The sequence below is a fragment of the Paraburkholderia sp. BR10937 genome, from assembly GCF_040965695.1.
Taxonomy (GTDB): domain Bacteria; phylum Pseudomonadota; class Gammaproteobacteria; order Burkholderiales; family Burkholderiaceae; genus Paraburkholderia.
Genome location: NZ_JBFRCL010000003.1, coordinates 148841 through 164265 on the forward strand (window position 1 = coordinate 148841; position 15425 = coordinate 164265).

At 66.4% G+C, this 15425-nt stretch carries 13 protein-coding genes and 1 tRNA gene; 5 read left to right on the plus strand and 9 right to left on the minus strand.

Going from position 1 to position 15425, the window contains the following annotated elements; genetic code table 11:
• Positions 1 to 71: 71 nt before the first annotated feature.
• From AB4Y44_RS04140 to AB4Y44_RS04175, 8 genes are all read right to left on the minus strand, one after another.
• A complete protein-coding gene (locus AB4Y44_RS04140) occupies positions 72 to 1478 on the minus strand; it encodes an MFS transporter (protein ID WP_342920964.1) in 1407 nt (468 codons plus the stop codon).
• 71 nt (positions 1479 to 1549) lie between these two features.
• Positions 1550 to 2053 carry a YbhB/YbcL family Raf kinase inhibitor-like protein gene (locus AB4Y44_RS04145; RefSeq protein WP_342920965.1) on the minus strand — a complete coding sequence of 168 codons (504 nt, stop codon included), beginning with the start codon at positions 2051 to 2053 and terminating at the stop codon, positions 1550 to 1552.
• Positions 2054 to 2239: 186 nt separating this feature from the next.
• Positions 2240 to 2689, minus strand: a complete 450-nt coding sequence (locus AB4Y44_RS04150) for a very short patch repair endonuclease (RefSeq protein WP_368698784.1) — start codon at positions 2687 to 2689, stop codon at positions 2240 to 2242.
• Positions 2690 to 2729: 40 nt separating this feature from the next.
• Positions 2730 to 4088 (minus strand): DNA (cytosine-5-)-methyltransferase, encoded by a 1359-nt coding sequence (gene dcm, locus AB4Y44_RS04155; protein WP_368698785.1) that lies wholly within the window; start codon positions 4086 to 4088, stop codon positions 2730 to 2732.
• Positions 4089 to 4235: 147 nt separating this feature from the next.
• Positions 4236 to 4490: a hypothetical protein gene (locus AB4Y44_RS04160; RefSeq protein ID WP_368698823.1), complete on the minus strand. Its 255-nt coding sequence runs from the start codon at positions 4488 to 4490 to the stop codon at positions 4236 to 4238.
• Between the two features lie 120 nt (positions 4491 to 4610).
• Entirely contained in the window at positions 4611 to 4883 is a 273-nt protein-coding gene (locus AB4Y44_RS04165) for a hypothetical protein (protein WP_069265389.1), read from the minus strand.
• Positions 4884 to 5002: 119 nt separating this feature from the next.
• Positions 5003 to 5077, minus strand: a tRNA-Arg gene (locus AB4Y44_RS04170).
• A gap of 184 nt (positions 5078 to 5261) precedes the next feature.
• Complete coding sequence (locus AB4Y44_RS04175; RefSeq protein WP_342920969.1) at positions 5262 to 5444, minus strand: rubredoxin; 183 nt, start codon at positions 5442 to 5444, stop codon at positions 5262 to 5264.
• Between the two features lie 205 nt (positions 5445 to 5649).
• On the opposite strand from AB4Y44_RS04175, the gene AB4Y44_RS04180 reads away from it, so the two are divergent.
• The 4 genes from AB4Y44_RS04180 to AB4Y44_RS04195 all read left to right on the plus strand — a co-directional run bounded on the left by AB4Y44_RS04180 (position 5650) and on the right by AB4Y44_RS04195 (position 12911).
• Entirely contained in the window at positions 5650 to 7578 is a 1929-nt protein-coding gene (locus tag AB4Y44_RS04180) for an ATP-binding cassette domain-containing protein (RefSeq protein ID WP_342920970.1), read from the plus strand.
• Between the two features lie 297 nt (positions 7579 to 7875).
• A complete protein-coding gene (locus AB4Y44_RS04185) occupies positions 7876 to 9867 on the plus strand; it encodes a DNA topoisomerase IV subunit B (protein WP_342921083.1) in 1992 nt (663 codons plus the stop codon).
• Between the two features lie 39 nt (positions 9868 to 9906).
• A complete protein-coding gene (parC, locus tag AB4Y44_RS04190) occupies positions 9907 to 12222 on the plus strand; it encodes a DNA topoisomerase IV subunit A (protein WP_342920971.1) in 2316 nt (771 codons plus the stop codon).
• Positions 12223 to 12452: 230 nt separating this feature from the next.
• Positions 12453 to 12911, plus strand: a complete 459-nt coding sequence (locus AB4Y44_RS04195) for a CopD family protein (RefSeq protein ID WP_324153249.1) — start codon at positions 12453 to 12455, stop codon at positions 12909 to 12911.
• A 39-nt stretch (positions 12912 to 12950) separates the two neighbouring features.
• Here AB4Y44_RS04195 and AB4Y44_RS04200 read toward each other — a convergent pair whose 3' ends face one another.
• Positions 12951 to 13901, minus strand: a complete 951-nt coding sequence (locus AB4Y44_RS04200) for a LysR family transcriptional regulator (RefSeq protein WP_368698786.1) — start codon at positions 13899 to 13901, stop codon at positions 12951 to 12953.
• 158 nt (positions 13902 to 14059) lie between these two features.
• Between AB4Y44_RS04200 and AB4Y44_RS04205 the strand changes: the two genes are divergently transcribed.
• On the plus strand, positions 14060 to 15379 hold the full coding sequence (locus AB4Y44_RS04205; protein ID WP_342920972.1) for an MFS transporter: 1320 nt from the start codon (positions 14060 to 14062) through the stop codon (positions 15377 to 15379).
• Positions 15380 to 15425 lie beyond the last annotated feature (46 nt).

The following is a 15425-nucleotide window of genomic DNA, read 5'->3' on the forward strand; positions in this document are numbered from 1 at the left end:
GGGCGCGGCCGCGAATGCGGCCCGCCCTGAATCCATGTTAGTGCCTGCGCGCGCGCAGGGTTAGGCCGCGCTTAGCCCGACGTGTGCGCCGCGGTGCCCGGCATCAGGCGCAGCAGGCTCACCACCGCCGCGACGGCGGCGAAGGCCGTCGCCACGTACAGCGCCATGGTCGGCCCGTGTTGCGGCGCAACGCCGAAGATCAGCGCCACGAGCGCCGCGCCGAGCGTTTGCCCGGTGAGGCGCGCGGTGCCGAGCATGCCGCTCGCGCCGCCGCTGCGCTCGCGCGGCGCGGAGGAGAGGATCTGCCGGTTGTTGGGCGACTGGAACACGCCGAAGCCCGCGCCGCACAAGGCCATGCGCCAGCAGATATCGAACACCGCCGGATGCGCGCCGAGCGTGGCGAGCGAGAGCAGGCCGAGCGCGAACAGCGCGAGTCCGATGCCGCCGAGCATGCCCGCCGGATAGCGGTCGGAGAGCGCGCCCGAGAGCGGCGCGGCGCCGACGATGACGAGCGGCCAGGGCGTCATGAGCAGGCCCGTGTCGACCTGCGAGAAACCGAAGGTCTCCTGCAGCATGAAGGGCAGCGCGACGAACGCGAGCATTTGCGCGCAGAACGAGCAGACCGAGGTGCTGATCGACAGCGCGAACACGGGGTTGGCGAGCAGATCGACGGGCAAGAGCGGCGCGGCCTGCGTGAGCTGGCGGCGCACGAAGAACCAGCCGATCACGATCGCGAGCACGAATTCGAGCGCGACGAGGCGATTGCTCTCGCCGTGGCCGAGGCCGTCGACGGCAAAGATCAGGAGGCCGAACACGATGGCGTTGAGCACGGCGCTCAGATAGTCGTAGGGCGCGGGGTGCCGCTCGTTCACGGGCAGCGCGCGCATACCCAGCATGAGCGCGGCGACGCCGATCGGCACGTTGATCGCGAAGAGCCAGGGCCACGTCGCGATGGCGAGCACGCCCGAGGCCAGCGTCGGTCCGACCGCCGAGGCGATCGCGACGACCATCGCGTTGATGGCGACGCCGCGACCAAGCTGCGCGCGCGGATAGATCATGCGCACGAGCGCGGTGTTCACGCTCATGATCCCCGCGCCGCCGAAGCCCTGCAGCATGCGTGCGAACGCGAGTTCGGGCAGCGTGCTCGCCAGCGCGCAGCCGAGCGACGCGACGGTGAACAGCACCATGCCGGCCAGATACACGCGCTTGTAGCCGATGCGGTCGCCGAGCGAGGCGAGCGGCAAGAGCGAGATGGTCACCGAAAGCTGATACGCGTTGACGATCCAGATCGAGCTTGCCGCGCTCGCGTGGAGGTGCCGCGCGATGGTCGGCAACGCGACGTTGGCGATCGCGCCGTCGAGCACGGCGAGCGTGATGCCGAGCGCGACCACGAGGATCGCGTAGTAGCGCTGTGGGAAGGGCAGGCCGTTTTCGATGTCGGCGGTGGAAGCGGCGGAGAGTTCGGAAAGCGTGGGCATCGACGGGAGAGGCGGCGCGCGATGGACGTGCGCCGCCGGCTGGATGTTGTTTTCTGGTGTGCTCTGGCGGCTTATTTCAATTCATAGAGCCCGACATAGGTGGTCGAATCCACCTCGTTCAGATGCGTCATGAAGCGCACCACCGCGTTCGTCGTTTCCGGCGTGACGGGCAGTTGCGCCGCCTTGAGCGCATGCACGCGGAAGATGTAGCGATGGGGTTTGTCGCCGCGTGGGGGCGCCGCGCCGCCGAAGCCGACCGTGCCGTAGTCGTTGCGCACCTGCACCGCGCCCTGCGGGAGCAGGCTGCCGTCGGCCTTGCCGGCGTTGCGGGCGAGCGAGCGCACGTCGGGCGAAATGTTGACCACGACCCAGTGCCAGAAGCCGCTGCCCGTGGGCGCGTCCGGATCGTAGACGGTGAGCGCGAAGCTTTGCGTATCGGCAGGTGGATCGTCCCACTGCAGCGCGGGCGAGACGTTGTCGCCGTCGACACCGAAGGCCCGGTCGTCGAACTCCTGCGCCTTCGGCATGAAACCGTTGCTGGGAAAGTCATCGGACCAAAGTCGGAAATCAGCCATCGGGTGTCTCCTTCGCTTGGGGTCGTGGGACGGTTGCGCCAGCACGTGTGACGCGTGAAGGTGGGTGCGCAGCCGCTCAATCGAGTTTATCACTGCGGGCTCTGCAGGCAGGGCCAGCCTCGCAGCGTGAGATGCGCGGCGCATCGGCTTGCGGTCATGCTTCGCGTGACGCCCGGTGAGGGATCGTTACGAACGCGCCTCGAACCAGGCCGACGATTCGTCTTCGAGCCACGCGGCCAGCTGCTCGACGACCGCCTGCGGATCGTGCTGCGCGCCACGCAACGCGCATTCCCAGATCACCGCCACGCGCCAGCCCTGGGCGGCGAGCGCGGCGAGCGCCCTGGCGTCGTTCAGACGGTTGCGCGCGATCTTCTCGCGCCAGAACTCGGGGCGCGTTTGCGGCCACTTGAAGAGGGCGCAGTTGTGGCCGTGCCAGAAGCAGCCGTGCACGAACACGACGGCGCGCCGGCGCGGCAGCACGATGTCGGGCCGGCCCGGCAGCTCGCGCACGTTCAGGCGAAAGCGGAAGCCGCGCCGGTGCAGCAGACTGCGGATCAGCTTCTCGGGCTTCGTGTTGCGTCCGCGGATGCCGGACATCATCCGGCTGCGGGTCGCGGTATCGACGACGTCCACCATCGTCTGTCGCCTCGCTTCGGTTGGCCGCGGCGCGCGCCGGTCAGCGGCCTCCCGCCGTGGCCGTCGCCGCGTTGCGCGTAGCGCGCGACGTGCGGGCCGTGCGCGTGGTGCGCGTGGTGCGCGTTGTGTGCGCAACCTCGGGAACCGTCGGCGCGTCTGCACGCGGTGCTGCGTGCTGTCCGGCCAGCAGCGCATCGAGGTGCGGCATCATCGTGCGCGCGACTTCGCGCATCACCGGCATCACCACGCTGTTGCCGAACTGGCGGTACGCCTGAGTGTCGCTCACCGGAATGCGGAAGGTGTCGGGCAGGCCCATCAGCCGCGCACACTCGCGCGGCGTGAGGCGGCGCGGGCGCAATCCTTCGCCTTGATAGACGAGGATCTCCGAGCCGTCCTTGTGGTAGCGCGCAGAAAGCGTGCGCGTGACGCTGCCGGGAAACGCGAGGCCGTAGCCGAAGCCGTTGCCGGCGGCGCGATGCTTCTCGGCGTATTGCTGCAGATAGGCCCAGAGCCCCGGCGTGAGCGTGTACTTCGGCTGCACGCGGCGCGCGCCGTGATCGAAGAAGCGCTCGCCGTCCCACGGCAGCTGCGGCTCGCAGCCGTCGGTGCGGTGCAGGATCGAGGCGAGCCGCGGGCCTTCTTCCGGCAGCGCGAGCGCGTCCCACGAGAACGCCGCCGGCTCGCGAAAACCGACGATGATGATGCGTTCGCGATGCTGTGGCGTGAAATGGCTGCCGTCGATCACGCGGTAGTGCACGTCGTAGCCGAGCTCGTCGCGCAGCACCTGGAGGATCACGTCGAACGTGCGGCCGCGGTCGTGCGAGACCAGGTTCTTCACGTTCTCGAGCAGGAATGCGGCGGGCCGCTTCTCGGCGATGATGCGCGCGACGTCGAAGAACAACGTGCCCTGCGTGGTGCAGGCAAAGCCGTGCGGACGGCCAAGCGCATTCTTCTTGCTCACGCCCGCGATCGAGAACGGCTGGCACGGAAAGCCCGCGAGCAGGACGTCGTGATCGGGCACGTCGGCGGCGTCCACGGCCGTAATGTCGCCGATGAACGGATGATCTTCGCCGTAGTTTTCCAGATAGGTCTTGCGCGAGAACGGGTTCCACTCGCTCGTGAAGACGCACTCGCCGCCGTGTGCCTCGAACCCCTTGCGGATGCCGCCGATGCCGGCGAACAGGTCGATGAAGCGAAAGCGCGCCGCCGTGCCATGGGCGTGAGCGCCGCCTTGCAGCAGTTCGCGCAGTGCGGCTTCGAGCATCGCGGGGCAGGGCGTCTCGCCCTTTTCCCAGCGCCGCACGGTCTTCACGTCGCGGCCGACGTGTGTGGCGATCTGCTGTTGCGTGAAACGCTTGCGTGCCTGCTGGAGCAGGTCTCTCGGTTCGGCCGTGAGCACGGAGTCCTCGTTAGGGTATTTTTGCGGACATTATGACCGATGGTCGACCCGCGGCACCAGGAATTCCCGATGTGCGTGCGCAGACGAGCGCCGCGCAGGCGAATGCCTGCACGCGCGAGCGTCGATTTCAAGGAGAAGTCAGGAGTGTTACGGGCCGGCGTTTGCCTGCTTCGCAAGAGCCGCGGAGGCCGAGGCGGCGTTCAGCTCGTGCAGGTCGAGGATCAGCAGCAGGCTGTCGATTTCACACAGCTGCCCCTTGTTCACGTGACCGGTGTCGAGCAGACGGTGCAGGCGCTGGCGCCAGTAGAGCGCGGGGAGAATCGGCCCGCCGAAGTCGCCGGCGAGTGACAGTGGCATCACGCGGCGAATGTGCGCGATATCCTGATCGATGAGGGTCGACATCATATGACCGGCGGGGAGGGGACGCGTGGAGTCCATGAAGGACTTTACGGCACTATTTTTCCCTACTTTAGGGGGATTTAACTCGGTATTTTCCCCTAACTAACACCGGTCGGATTCCGTTTATTCGGCAGCGGGCGGCGTCGCGCCTTGTACCTGGGCCGCGCTTTCGAAGAAACGCCGCGTCGCTTCGAACGAGTTCAGCATCTGCTCGGGCCAGGGCGTCTGCAGCATGACGGCCTGGTGGTTCTCGAACGCCGCGCCCAGCTGGCGGGCGAGTTCGGGCGAATTGAGGTGGCGCAGCAGCACGCTCACGGCGATGGCGGTGGCCTGACTGGCTCCTGCCGTCTGCAGTTCGGAGGCGGTGAGGGCGGCGACTTGCTTGTTGATGTCCATGGAAAACCTGCTCGGGAAAGAGGGGGCGCGAGTGCGCGAAAGAGACGGGACGGGGATCTGCGAACCGGTTGCGGACTTCGCGGCCCGGCCTGCGCGGCCCGGCGTGGTGGCCGGGCGGCTGGTCCCCCTGGCAGGAATCGAACCTGCATCTAGCGCTTAGGAGGCACTTGTTCTATCCATTGAACTACAGGGAGCGCGAGGTCGAGCATGGCTCCGTTCGATCGCCATGTTTCCCAAGTGACCCGTCATGGCGCGGAGCGGCGTGCGAAGCAGTTCGGCCTTGCAGGTCCGAGCGATATCGCGGCGCAGGGCCAAGAGTATAGCAAACGCGTTCGGGCGCGAAAATGACGCCCTTCAGCTCCGGCAGAGTCGTCGCAATCAGAACTCGACGACGGCGAATTCCGCCTTGCCCACGTCGCACAGCGGACAGCGCCAGTCGTCGGGAATATCCGCAAAGCGCGTGCCGGCGGCGATGCCTTCGTCGGGCAGGCCTTCTTCCTCGTTGTAGATCCACCCGCAGATCAGGCAGACCCAACTCTTGTATTCGATTACTTCGCTCACAGCGTGTCCTTCGTTTAGTCGATTCGATGCGTGGCCCGTCATGCGGCCCTTTAACTACAAGGCAGGGCAGGGCGGGCGACCCGCGATGTTACCGGAAAACGGCTCGCGTGCCGCCGCGCCATGGGGCAGCCAAACGCGGAGGCCCGACCTGCGCGGCCCGGTACAATGCCCCCTTCAGGTCCACCGCACGCATCGCTTTCCATCCATGTCGCTTTACACCATCACAGACGCGCAACTGGCGTTCGGCCACGTCGCGCTGCTCGACCACGCGGACTTTTCGCTCGAAGCCGGCGAGCGCGTCGGGCTGATCGGCCGCAACGGCGCGGGCAAGTCGTCGCTGCTCACGATCGTCGCCGATCTCGCCAGGCCCGACGACGGCCTCGTCACGCGCCAGCAGGAGCTTTCGACCGTCTACGTGCCGCAGGAGCCCGACTTCGACGCCGACGCCACGGTGTTCGACACCGTCGCCTCGGGACTTGCCGACGTGCGCGCGCTGCTCGACGAATACGACACGGTCGCGCACCAGCTCGCGGACACGCCCGAAGGTGCCGGACACGACGCGCTGCTCGCGCGCATGAACACGCTGCAATCGTCGCTCGATCACGCCGATGCCTGGAGCTGGCGCACGCGCGTTTCGACGACGCTCGCGCAGATCGGCCTCGAAGGCGACGCCCGCGTGGGCGCGCTCTCGGGCGGTATGCAAAAGCGCGTGGCGCTTGCGCGCGCGCTCGTCGTGCAGCCCGATATCCTGCTGCTCGACGAACCGACCAACCACCTCGACTTCGACGGCATCCGCTGGCTGGAAGAACTGCTCGTGGCGCAGCGTTCGAGCCTGCTCTTCATCACCCACGACCGCGCGTTTCTCGACCGCGTGGCCACGCGCATCGTCGAACTCGATCGCGGCAAGCTGCTCTCGTATCCGGGCAACTTCTCGCAGTATCAGGAGCGCAAGGCCCAGCAGCTCGAAGTCGAGCGCGTGGAGAACGAGAAGTTCGACAAGCTGCTCGCGCAGGAAGAAGTGTGGATCCGCAAGGGCGTGGAAGCGCGGCGCACGCGCAGCGTGGGGCGCATCGCGCGCCTCGTGCAGATGCGCAACGACCGCGCCGAGCGCCGCAACGTCCAGGGCAACGTGAAGCTCGACGTCGCGCAGGGCGAGAAGTCCGGCAAGATCGTCGCCGAACTCACGGACGTGACCAAGCGCTATGGCGGCCGCACGATCGTCGACAACTTCTCGTCGACGGTCCTGCGCGGCGACAAGATCGGCTTCGTCGGTCCGAACGGCGCGGGCAAGACCACGCTGCTGAAGCTGATTCTCGGCGCGTTGAAGCCCGACGAAGGCACCGTGCGCGTGGGCACGAACCTGCAGGTTGCGTACTTCGACCAGATGCGCGCGCAACTCGACATGGAAAAGAGCCTCGCCGATACCATCAGCCCCGGCAGCGACTGGGTCGAGATCAACGGCGCGAAGAAGCACGTGATGAGCTATCTCGGCGACTTCCTGTTCGCGCCCGAACGGGCGCGCTCGCCCGTGAAGTCGCTCTCGGGCGGCGAGCGCAATCGCCTGCTGCTCGCGCGTTTATTTGCGCGGCCCGCGAACGTGCTCGTGCTCGACGAACCGACCAACGACCTCGACATCCCGACGCTCGAACTGCTCGAAGAGTTGCTCACCGACTACGACGGCACCGTGCTGCTCGTCTCCCACGATCGCGCGTTCCTCGACAACGTGGTGACTTCGGTGATCGCGTCCGAGGGCGAAGGGCGCTGGCGCGAGTACGTGGGCGGCTTCACGGACTGGCAGACGCAGAGCACGCGTGCGCAAGAGATTGCCGAGGCGCGCGCGCCGAAAGAAGCGGCGCCTGCGGCTGCCGCACCCAAGGAGAGCGCGGCGGGGCGCAATGCGCAGCGCACTGTGAAGCTTTCATTCAAGGAGCAGCGCGAGCTCGAGGAACTGCCCAAGCGTATCGAGGCGCTGGAGACGGAGCAGAAGACGATCGGCGCGAAGATCGAGGACGGCTCGATCTTCGCGAAGGACGCGGCCGAAGGCACGCGGCTCACCGAGCGCTACGCGGCGATCGACGAGGAATTGCTCGTCGCGCTGGAGCGGTGGGAGGAGCTGGAGAGCAAGCGCAAGTGATGCGAGAGAAAGCGGCCTGATGTAGGCCGCTTTTTTTTAAGGCGGGCGGGCCGTAGTCATCCGTTCAGCCAGCCAACCCCCAGGCAAATTGCCGTGCGAGCCCAAATCAGTACAATACCTCGCGAATTCGAACAACTACGCGAACCACCGCGCCGCCGCGAGCGCACCTGCCACCACGGCGCGCAGCCGGTTCACCCCGTTGTTTCGTATCGGTTTTTTTGAACGCTCAACGCGTTTTCCCCGCAGATGTCCACAGGACCTGTGGACAAGCGCGCGGACAACCCCCTGTGGATCACCATGTCAACGAAGAAGTCCAACGCTGGAAACACTGGCTATAGCGAAGCGTCGATCAAGGTGCTCAAGGGCCTCGAGCCCGTCCGGCAGCGGCCGGGCATGTATACGCGCACCGAGAATCCGCTGCACATCATCCAGGAAGTCATCGACAACGCCTCGGACGAAGCGCTCGGCGGCTACGGCAAGCGCATCACTGTGACGCTGCACGCCGATCATTCCGTCTCCGTCGAGGACGACGGCCGCGGCATTCCCTTCGGCCTGCACCCCGACGAGAAGGTGCCCGTCGTCGAGATCGTCTTCACCCGCCTGCACGCGGGCGGCAAGTTCGACAAGGCCGCCGGCGGCGCCTATACGTTCTCGGGCGGCCTGCACGGCGTGGGCGTTTCGGTCACCAATGCGCTGTCCACGCGCCTCGACGTGACCGTCTGGCGCGACGGCAAGGTCGCCGAAATCGGCTTCTCGGACGGCAACGTCACGAGGCAACTCACCACGCGCAACGCCGCGCGCGACGACAAGAAGAGCGGCACGCGCGTGACCGCGTGGGCCGATCCGAAGTATTTCGACTCGCCCAATCTGCCGCTCGGCGAACTGCAGCGTCTGCTGCGCTCGAAGGCCGTGCTGCTGCCGGGCGTCGAGGTCGAACTCGTCATCGAGAAGACCGGCGAGCGCCAGAGCTGGAAGTATGAAGACGGCCTGCGCGGCTATCTGCTCGAAGGCATGGGCGGCGCCGACCTGCTGATCCCGCTGTTCGAAGGCGAGCGCTACGCCGACGCGCGCACCACCGACGACACCTTCGCCGAAGGCGAGGGCGCCGCCTGGGTCGTGGCGTGGAGCGAGGAAGGCTCGCTCACGCGCGAGTCGTACGTGAACCTGATCCCGACGCCCGCGGGCGGCACGCATGAAAGCGGCCTGCGCGACGGTCTGTTCCAGGCCGTGAAGAGCTTCGTCGAGTTGCACAATCTTCAGCCGAAAGGCGTGAAGCTGCTGCCCGAAGACGTCTTTGCGCGCGTCTCGTTCGTGCTCTCGGCCAAGGTGCTCGACCCGCAGTTCCAGGGGCAGATCAAGGAGCGCCTGAACAGCCGCGACGCCGTCAAGCTCGTTTCGTCGTTCGCGCGTCCCGCTCTGGAGCTGTGGCTCAACCAGCACGTCGAGCACGGCAAGAAGCTCGCCGATCTCGTCATCAAGCAGGCGCAGGCGCGCACGCGCGCGGGCCAGAAGGTCGAGAAGCGCAAGAGCTCGGGCGTGGCCGTGCTGCCCGGCAAGCTCACCGACTGCGAATCGACCGACATCGCGCGCAACGAACTCTTCCTCGTGGAGGGCGACTCGGCCGGCGGTTCCGCGAAGATGGGCCGCGACAAGGAGTACCAGGCCATCCTGCCGCTGCGCGGCAAGGTGCTCAACACCTGGGAGACCGAGCGCGACCGGCTCTTCGCGAACAACGAAGTGCACGACATTTCGGTGGCGATCGGCGTCGATCCGCACAGCCCCGACGAGACGGTCGATCTCTCGAATCTGCGCTACGGCAAGATCTGCATTCTGTCCGATGCCGACGTCGACGGCTCGCACATCCAGGTGCTGCTGCTCACGCTGTTCTTCAAGCATTTCCCGCAGCTCATCGAGCGCGGTCACGTGTGCGTGGCGCGCCCGCCGCTGTTCCGTGTGGATGCGCCCGCGCGCGGCAAGAAGCCCGCGCAGAAGCTCTATGCGCTCGACGAAGGCGAACTCGAAGCGATCCTCGACAAGCTGCGCAAGGACGGCGTGCGCGAAACGCAATGGACCATCAGCCGCTTCAAGGGTCTGGGCGAAATGAGCGCCGAGCAGCTCTGGGACACGACGATGAACCCCGACACGCGGCGCCTCTCGCCCATCGCGCTCGGCGACCTCGACTACGAGTCCACGGTCGCGCGCATGACGATGCTCATGGGCAAGGGCGAAGCGGCCTCGCGCCGTTCGTGGCTCGAAGAGAAGGGCAACGAAGTCGAAGCGGATATCTGATACGCGCAGGCGCACACACGATTACGGACTGATTGAAACATGGACGATCTCTTTGCTGAAGTGGCGGACGCCCCGAACGGCGACACGCTCACGCTCGGCCACTACGCGGAACGCGCCTATCTCGACTACGCGGTGAGCGTGGTGAAGGGCCGCGCGCTGCCCGACGTCTGCGACGGCCAGAAGCCGGTGCAGCGGCGCATTCTCTTCGCGATGAACGAAATGGGCCTGGGCGACAACGCCAAGCCCGTGAAGTCGGCGCGCGTGGTGGGCGACGTGCTCGGCAAGTACCACCCGCACGGCGACCAGTCGGCCTACGACGCGCTCGTGCGTCTCGCCCAGGACTTCTCGATGCGCTACCCGCTCATCGACGGCCAGGGCAATTTCGGCTCGCGCGACGGCGACGGCGCGGCGGCCATGCGCTACACCGAAGCGCGCCTGACGCCCATCGCCAAGCTGCTGCTCGATGAAATCGACATGGGCACCGTCGATTTCATGCCGAACTACGACGGCTCGTTCCAGGAGCCGAAGACGCTGCCCGCGCGCCTGCCGATGCTGCTGCTCAACGGCGCGTCGGGCATCGCGGTGGGTCTCGCCACCGAAATTCCCTCGCATAACCTGCGCGAAGTCGCGTCGGCGGCGGTGGCGATGATTCGCAACCCGAAGCTTTCGCATGCGGAGATCATGGAGAGGCTGCCGGGGCCCGATTTCCCGGGCGGCGGCCAGATCATTTCGAGCGACGCGGAAATTGCGGCGGCCTACGAGTCGGGCCGCGGCAGCCTCAAGGTGCGCGCGCGCTGGAAGATCGAGGAGCTCGCGCGCGGCCAGTGGCAGCTCGTGGTGACCGAGCTGCCGCCGAACACGTCGGGCCAGAAGGTGCTCGAAGAGATCGAGGAACTGACGAACCCGAAGCTCAAGCTCGGCAAGAAGACGCTCACGCCCGAGCAGCTGCAGAGCAAGCAGACCATGCTCGCGCTGCTCGACGCCGTGCGCGATGAGTCGGGCAAGGACGCGCCCGTGCGCCTCGTGTTCGAGCCGAAGACGAGCCGCATCGACCAGGCCGAGTTCGTCAATTCGCTGCTCGCGAACACGAGTCTCGAATCGAATGCTTCGCTGAATCTCGTGATGATCGGCGCCGATGGCCGTCCGCGCCAGAAGGGCATCAGCGAGATTCTGGGCGAGTGGATCGGCTTCCGCTTCGCCACGGTCACGCGCCGCACGCAGCATCGCCTGACGAAGGTCGACGACCGCATCCATATCCTCGAAGGGCGGATGATCGTCTTCCTCAATATCGACGAGGTGATCCGCATCATCCGCGAGTCGGACGAGCCCAAGAGCGCGCTGATGAGCGCATTCGGGCTTTCCGAGCGCCAGGCCGAAGACATTCTTGAAATCCGTCTGCGTCAGTTGGCGCGGCTCGAGAAGATCAAGATCGAGAAGGAACTCGCGGAACTGCGCGAAGAGAAGGCGAAGCTCGAAGAACTGCTCGCGAACGATGCGTCGATGAAGCGGCTCATCGTGAAGGAAATCGAATCCGACGCGAAACAGTACGGCGACGATCGCCGCACGCTGATCCAGCAGGAAAAGCGGGCGAGCTTCGAAGCGCGCGTGGTGGACGAGCCGGTCACGGTCGTCGTCTCGCAGAAGGGCTGGGTGCGTGCGCTCAAGGGCCACGGGCTCGATACGCAAGGCTTCACGTTCAAGGCCGGCGACGGCCTCTATGCGGCGTTCCAGTGCCGCACGCCCGACACGCTCATCGCGTGGGGCAGCAACGGCCGTGTCTATTCGGTGTCGATTGCGAATCTGCCCGGCGGCCGCGGTGACGGCGTGCCGGTCACGTCGCTCATCGAACTCGAAGCGGGTACGCATCTGCTGCATTACTTCGCGGCGAATGCGGAACAGCAATTGCTGCTGGCGTCGAGCAACGGCTTCGGCTTCATCGCGAAGATCGGCGACATGGTGAGCCGCGTGAAGGCGGGCAAGGCGTTCATGACGATCGACGAGGGCTGCGTGCCGCTCGCGCCGATGCCGATGCTGCCCGACGCGCTGCAGGTGGCGTGCCTGTCGTCGGGCGGTCGTTTGCTCGTGTTCGGCCTCGACGAGATGAAGACGCTCTCGGGCGGTGGACGTGGCGTCACGCTCATGCAGCTCGACGACAACGAGAAGCTCGTGCAGGCGCTCGCGATCAGCGCGGCGGGCGTCGTGCTCGTGGGCACGGGCCGCGGCGGCAAGGCGACCGAGGACCTGATGGCGGGCGCGGTGCTGGCCCCGCAGATCGGCAAGCGCGCACGCAAGGGCCGCGCGCCGGACTCGAAGCTCAAGGTCGTGACAGGCATGCGTCCGGTGTTGCCGCAGTAAAAGAGCGGCTCTGCATGGGGCCGGGGGCGCTCTGCGTGGGACCGGAGTAAGCGCTAAAGCGCTAACTCCGGATCGCAAGGTGCTAAAGCATCAACTCCGGCCGACACATATCCGGCGCGAATCGCGGCGCGGCATGGAATAATGCCGCGCAAAGGCATGGGACGGGAGTGCGTTGCACTCACTCCCGTCGACATGCCGCCGATAATGACACGTTACGAGGGAAATCAAGCATGGGCCACGCGATCGCAGTCGCGCTCTTTCTGCATCTGCTGGGCGTCGCCGTCTGGGTGGGCGGCATGATCTTCGCGCACTTCTGTCTGCGCCCGGCGCTCGAGGACCTCTCGCCGCAGCTGCGCCTGCCGCTCATCGAATCGGTGTTCGGCCGCTTCTTCAACTGGGTGGGCGTCTCGGTCATCGTGATCCTGCTGAGCGGCGGCTTCCTGCTCATGCAGTTCGGCGGCGAGCACGCCACCTGGCAACTGCATGCCATGGCGGGCCTCGGCGTGCTGATGATGCTGATCTTCGGCCACATCCGCTTCGCCGTGTTTCCGCGCATCCGCCGCGCCGTGCAGGCGCAGAAGTGGCCCGACGGCGCGCGCGCCGTGGGCACCGTGCGCCGGCTCGTCGTCATCAATCTCGTGCTCGGGATCGTGACGATCGGCGTTGCCGTGCTCGCGCGCGGGTTCTGATCGTTTCTCCTGCAACGTTCGCGGCTCGCGCCTGACGCGCTACAGGCGCTCCGCGAGCGCGTGGCGCTGCATGCAGCGTTCCATCGCGTCGAAGAACGCTTCTTCGGCCGCATTGCGCTTGCGTTCGCGATGCCACAGCAAGTGGATATCGACGTCCACGAGCCCGTCCTCCGGCGGCAGCCGCCACAGCCGCTGCCGCGCCAGATCGTCCCGCACCGTATGCTCGGGCAGGCAGCCAATGCCGTAGCCCGCAAAGATCAGCCGCCGCACTTCGTCCAGACTCGGTGACGACGCCACGATCCGCCCCGTGAAGCCGCGCTGGTCGCGAAAAACCGTGAGCGGCGACAGGCTGTCGCCAATCTGGTCGCTCGTGAAGGAGACGAAGTTCTCGGCGAGCAGGTCGTCCATCGTCAGCTGCGAGAGGCCGAAGAGCCGGTGATGCCGGCCGCAGAACATCGCGTAGCGCTGGCGCAGGAAGCAGCGCATGTCCAGCTTGTCGATGGGGGTGCGGCACAGGCTCAAGCCCGCCGTCGCGGTCTTCTGCAGCAGCGACGAGATGATGTCCGACGAGCGCATCACCTCGATCTGCAGATCGATGCGCGGGTAGGCCGTGTGGAATTCCGCGAGAAATTCGTCGTACACGCGCGACTCGATGCGGCTCACCGTGAGCAGGCGGATCGAGCCGGTGATGTCGGCGGTGCGCTCGTCGAGCCCGGTTTCGAGCTGGGAAATCGTGCCGTAGATGTCGCTCGCGATGCGATAGACCTCTTCGCCCGCCTCGGTCGGCACGAACTGCGCGCCGCGGCGCTCGATGAGCTTGCGGCCGAGCGCGTCTTCGAGGCGCTTGAGCGCCTGGCTCACGGCCGGCTGCGTGACGTACAGGCGCGCGGCGGCGCGGCTCAGGCTGCGCTCCTGCATGATCGCGAGATAGGTGCGCAGCAGGTTCCAGTCGAGACGGTCGTTGAGAAAGCGGGTGGTGTCGGCGCGCATGGACGGTCTCCCGGCGCACGGGTGCGCCAAGGGTATTAGTTAAATTTATGTGGAGAATAATAACGCGAAATTTGACTAATGATTTGTGGCTGGCGATAAAGCGTGCATGCAACACAAACGCATCCCAAACGCGCCTGAGGCCTGAAGGAGACCGACGCATGGCTAACCCAGCACCCAGCACCCGGCAACCGGTGCGCGCCGCCGCCGCGGCGTTCATCGGCACGATGATCGAGTGGTACGACTTCTACATCTACGCCACGGCCGCCGCGCTCGTGTTCGGCGAGCTGTATTTCCCTTCTGAAGACCGCTTCGTGAGCACGATGGCGTCGTTCGCGACCTTCGCCGTCGGGTTCTTCGCGCGTCCGCTCGGCGGCCTGATCTTCGGCCATCTCGGCGACCGCATCGGCCGCAAGAAGGCGCTCATGACCACGCTGATGATGATGGGCGTCGCGACCGTCTGCGTCGGCTTGCTGCCTTCGTATGCGAGCGTGGGAATGCTCGCGCCGGTGCTGCTCGTGCTGCTGCGCGTGGTGCAGGGCATCGCCGTGGGCGGCGAGTGGGGCGGCGCGGTGCTGATGGCGGGCGAGCATGCGCCTGAAGGCCGCCGCACGTTCTTCGCCTCGTTCGCGCAACTGGGCTCGCCGGCCGGCCTGATTCTTTCGCTGCTCGCGTTCCGCTCGGTCACGTCGCTCGACAAGGCCGACTTTCTTTCCTGGGGCTGGCGTCTGCCGTTTCTCGTTTCCGCGGTGCTGCTCGTGGTCGGCATCATGATCCGCCTCGGCGTGAACGAGTCGCCCGAGTTCGAGAAGCTCAAGGACCAGCGCCGCACGCTCAAGCTGCCTGTCGCCGAAGTGTTCCGCTCGGCGTGGGGCCTCGTGCTGCTGTGCATCGGCGCGAATACCATCGGCATTGCGGGCGTGTACTTCACCAACACGTTCATGATCGCCTACACCACGCAGTACGTCGGCATCACGCGCTCGCTGATTCTCGACTGTCTGTTCGCGGTCGCGATCATCCAGTTCCTCGTGCAGCCGCTCGCCGCGTGGCTCGCCGAACGCATGGGCGGCGCGCGCTTCCTCAAGTGCGCGGCGCTCGCGGCGATGCTTTCGCCGTATCCGATGTTCGTGCTCGTGCAGACCGGCAAGGTCGTGCCGATGGTGATCGGTATCGCGATCGCCGTGGTCTGCATGGCGAGCTTCTATTCGGTGATCGCCGGCTTCGTTTCCGGGGTGTTCCCCACGCGCGTGCGCTACTCCGCGATTTCGCTCTCCTACCAGGTGTGCGGCGCGATCGCGGGCGGCCTCACACCGCTCGTCGGCACGTGGCTCGCGCATCGCCATGTGGGGCAGTGGTGGCCGCTCGCCGTGTTCTATACGTGCCTCGCGGGCGTCTCGCTGCTGTGCATCGTCGCGCTCGACGCGCGCCGCCACCAGCATGCGCTCGACGAGGCGGCCGCCGAGGCGCTCATTACGCGTTGATGCGCGCTGATGTTGCGCACTTGGAATGACTAGTTCGACTGAAATG

Excerpts from the sequence above, each read along its gene's own strand:
- AB4Y44_RS04185 (WP_342921083.1), top strand. The coding sequence starts at position 7,876 with ATGTCAACGAAGAAGTCCAACGCTGGAAACACTGGCTATAGCGAAGCG.
- AB4Y44_RS04145 (WP_342920965.1), bottom strand. The coding sequence starts at position 2,053 with ATGGCTGATTTCCGACTTTGGTCCGATGACTTTCCCAGCAACGGTTTC.
- parC (WP_342920971.1), top strand. The coding sequence starts at position 9,907 with ATGGACGATCTCTTTGCTGAAGTGGCGGACGCCCCGAACGGCGACACG.
- AB4Y44_RS04150 (WP_368698784.1), bottom strand. The coding sequence starts at position 2,689 with ATGGTGGACGTCGTCGATACCGCGACCCGCAGCCGGATGATGTCCGGC.
- AB4Y44_RS04165 (WP_069265389.1), bottom strand. The coding sequence starts at position 4,883 with ATGGACATCAACAAGCAAGTCGCCGCCCTCACCGCCTCCGAACTGCAG.
- AB4Y44_RS04160 (WP_368698823.1), bottom strand. The coding sequence starts at position 4,490 with ATGTCGACCCTCATCGATCAGGATATCGCGCACATTCGCCGCGTGATG.
- AB4Y44_RS04205 (WP_342920972.1), top strand. The coding sequence starts at position 14,060 with ATGGCTAACCCAGCACCCAGCACCCGGCAACCGGTGCGCGCCGCCGCC.
- AB4Y44_RS04195 (WP_324153249.1), top strand. The coding sequence starts at position 12,453 with ATGGGCCACGCGATCGCAGTCGCGCTCTTTCTGCATCTGCTGGGCGTC.
- AB4Y44_RS04200 (WP_368698786.1), bottom strand. The coding sequence starts at position 13,901 with ATGCGCGCCGACACCACCCGCTTTCTCAACGACCGTCTCGACTGGAAC.
- AB4Y44_RS04180 (WP_342920970.1), top strand. The coding sequence starts at position 5,650 with ATGTCGCTTTACACCATCACAGACGCGCAACTGGCGTTCGGCCACGTC.
- AB4Y44_RS04140 (WP_342920964.1), bottom strand. The coding sequence starts at position 1,478 with ATGCCCACGCTTTCCGAACTCTCCGCCGCTTCCACCGCCGACATCGAA.